General features: G+C 61.3%; 2 protein-coding genes. Both read left to right on the top strand.

Features of this window, described 5'->3' with window-relative positions; genetic code table 11:
* Window positions 1-138: 138 nt before the first annotated feature.
* Window positions 139-2,181 carry an oligopeptidase A gene (gene prlC, locus ERD80_RS17490; protein WP_059012341.1) on the top strand — a complete coding sequence of 681 codons (2,043 nt, stop codon included), beginning with the start codon at window positions 139-141 and terminating at the stop codon, window positions 2,179-2,181.
* A gap of 8 nt (window positions 2,182-2,189) precedes the next feature.
* Window positions 2,190-2,821: class I SAM-dependent methyltransferase (locus ERD80_RS17485; RefSeq protein ID WP_136547831.1), on the top strand; the 632-nt coding region annotated here is incomplete at its 3' end.

The raw sequence follows: 2,821 nt of genomic DNA, 5'->3' as shown, positions 1-2,821 counted from the left end.
GTAGCGGCGCGATTCATCGCGCGTTTTTCTCTCTGCCCTTGCGGGTGGCATTGATTTTCCCCTCGTCTGGCCGCATGTTAGTAAAATTGCGCCGCGCCCCTGCGCGCGGCCCCACTCCATGATGAAAGGACTGCGCTTATGACCAATCCGTTACTCACGCCTTTTACGCTACCGCCTTTTTCCGCCATCAAACCTGAGCACGTGGTTCCCGCTGTAACTGAAGCGCTGAACGACTGTCGCGCAGCGGTGGAGCGCGTAGTGGCGCAGGGCGCGCCTTACACCTGGGAAAATTTAGTCCAGCCGCTGGCGGAAGTGGACGATCGCCTGGGCCGCATCTTCTCGCCGGTCAGCCATCTCAACTCGGTAAAAAACAGCCCGGAACTGCGCGAAGCCTACGAGCAGACGCTGCCGCTGCTGTCCGAATACAGCACCTGGGTGGGCCAGCACGAAGGCCTGTATCAGGCGTATCGCAACCTGCGTGAGGGCGAGAGCTACGCGCAGCTGGATACCGCGCAGAAGAAAGCGGTGGATAACAGCCTGCGCGACTTTGAGCTGTCCGGTATCGGCCTCGATAAACAGAAACAGAAACGCTATGGCGAGATCGCCGCGCGCCTCTCCGAACTGGGATCGGCTTACAGCAACAACGTGCTGGATGCCACCATGGGCTGGAGCAAACTGATCACCGACGAAGCCGAGCTGGCGGGCATGCCGGAGAGCGCACTGGCCGCGGCCAAAGCGCAGGCGGAAGCCAAACAGCAGGAAGGCTGGCTGCTGACGCTGGATATCCCGAGCTATCTGCCGGTGATGACCTACTGCGACAACGCCGCGCTGCGTGAAGAGATGTATCGCGCTTATTCCACTCGTGCCTCCGATCAGGGCCCGAACGCCGGTAAATGGGACAACGGCCCAATCATGGCGGAAGAGCTGGCGCTGCGCCACGAACTGGCCGAGCTGCTGGGCTTTGACTCGTTCGCCGACAAATCGCTGGCAACCAAAATGGCGGAAAGCCCGTCTCAGGTGATCGACTTCCTGAACGACCTCGCCAGACGCGCGCGCCCGCAGGGTGAAAAAGAGCTGGCGCAGCTGCGTGCCTTCGCCAAAAAAGAGTTTGGCGTGGATGACATGAATCCGTGGGATCTCACCTATTACGGCGAGAAGCAGAAACAGCATCTGTATACCATCAGCGACGAACAGCTGCGTCCGTACTTCCCGGAATCACGCGCGGTGAACGGCCTGTTTGAAGTGGTGAAGCGTATTTATGGCATCACCGCCAAAGAGCGTACCGACGTGGATGTTTATCATCCGGACGTGCGTTTCTTCGACCTGTTCGACGAGAGCGGCGAGCTGCGTGGCAGCTTCTACCTTGACCTTTACGCGCGCGAGCACAAGCGCGGCGGCGCGTGGATGGATGACTGCGTCGGGCAGATGCGTAAAGCCGATGGCAGCCTGCAGAAGCCGGTGGCGTACCTGACCTGTAACTTCAATCGCCCGGTCCAGGGCAAACCGGCGCTGTTCACTCATGATGAAGTGACCACGCTGTTCCACGAGTTCGGCCACGGCCTGCACCACATGCTGACGCGCATCGAAGCGCCGGGCGTATCCGGCATCAACGGCGTGCCGTGGGACGCGGTCGAGCTGCCGAGCCAGTTTATGGAAAACTGGTGCTGGGAGCCGGAAGCGCTGGCGTTCATCTCCGGCCATTACGAAACCGGTGAGCCGCTGCCGAAAGCGCTGCTGGATAAAATGCTGGCGGCGAAAAATTATCAGGCGGCGCTGTTCATTCTGCGTCAGCTGGAGTTCGGCCTGTTCGATTTCCGTCTGCATACCGAGTTTGATCCGGCGCAGGGCGCGCAAATCCTCGAAACCCTGCGTGAAGTGAAAAAGCAGGTTGCCGTGGTGCCGAGCCCGGAGTGGGGCCGCTTCCCGCACGCCTTCAGCCACGTGTTTGCCGGTGGCTACGCGGCGGGTTACTACAGCTATCTGTGGGCCGACGTGCTGGCTGCCGATGCGTATTCGCGCTTCGAAGAAGAGGGCATCTTCAACCGTCAGACCGGTCAGTCGTTCCTCGACAACATCCTGACACGCGGCGGTTCCGAAGAGCCGATGGAGCTGTTCAAACGCTTCCGCGGCCGTGAACCGCAGTTGGATGCGATGCTGGAACACTACGGAATTCAGGGATAAGCCTGCTTGTGAAGATCGGTTTAGTGGATGAAACAGGCGCCGGAGACGGCGCCTTATTACATTTGGCGCAGCGCTGGGGGCTGGAGCAGGACGACAGCGCCACGCTGGCGCTGGTGCTGACAGCGCAGCATCTGGAGCTGCGTAAAGTGGACGAGCCGAAGCTCGGCGGCATCTTTGTCGATTTCGTTTCTGGCGCGATGGCGCACCGCCGCAAATTTGGCGGCGGACGCGGCGAAGCGGTGGCGAAAGCGGTGGGCATCAAAGGGGATTACCTGCCCGACGTGGTGGACGCGACGGCGGGATTGGGGCGCGATGCCTTTGTGCTGGCCGCGCTGGGCTGCCGCGTGCGTATGCTGGAGCGTCATCCGGTGGTCGCGGCGTTGCTGGAAGATGGTTTGCGGCGTGGCTATGAAGATGCGGAGATCGGCGGCTGGCTGCGCGAGCGCCTGACGCTGCTGCATGTGGTCAGCCAGCAGGCGCTGAGTGATATCACGCCGGCACCGGACGTGGTGTATCTCGATCCGATGTATCCGCACCGGCAGAAAAGCGCGCTGGTGAAGAAGGAGATGCGGGTGTTTCAGTCGCTGGTGGGGCCGGACGAAGATGCCGATGCGCTGCTCGAACCGGCGCGCCGTCTGGC

It is taken from the genome of Pantoea sp. R102, assembly GCF_004916815.1.
GTDB classification, from domain to species: Bacteria; Pseudomonadota; Gammaproteobacteria; order Enterobacterales; family Enterobacteriaceae; genus Pantoea; species Pantoea dispersa.
The sequence above is the reverse complement of the archived record's forward strand: the minus strand, read 5'-3'. Positions and strand labels throughout refer to the sequence as shown.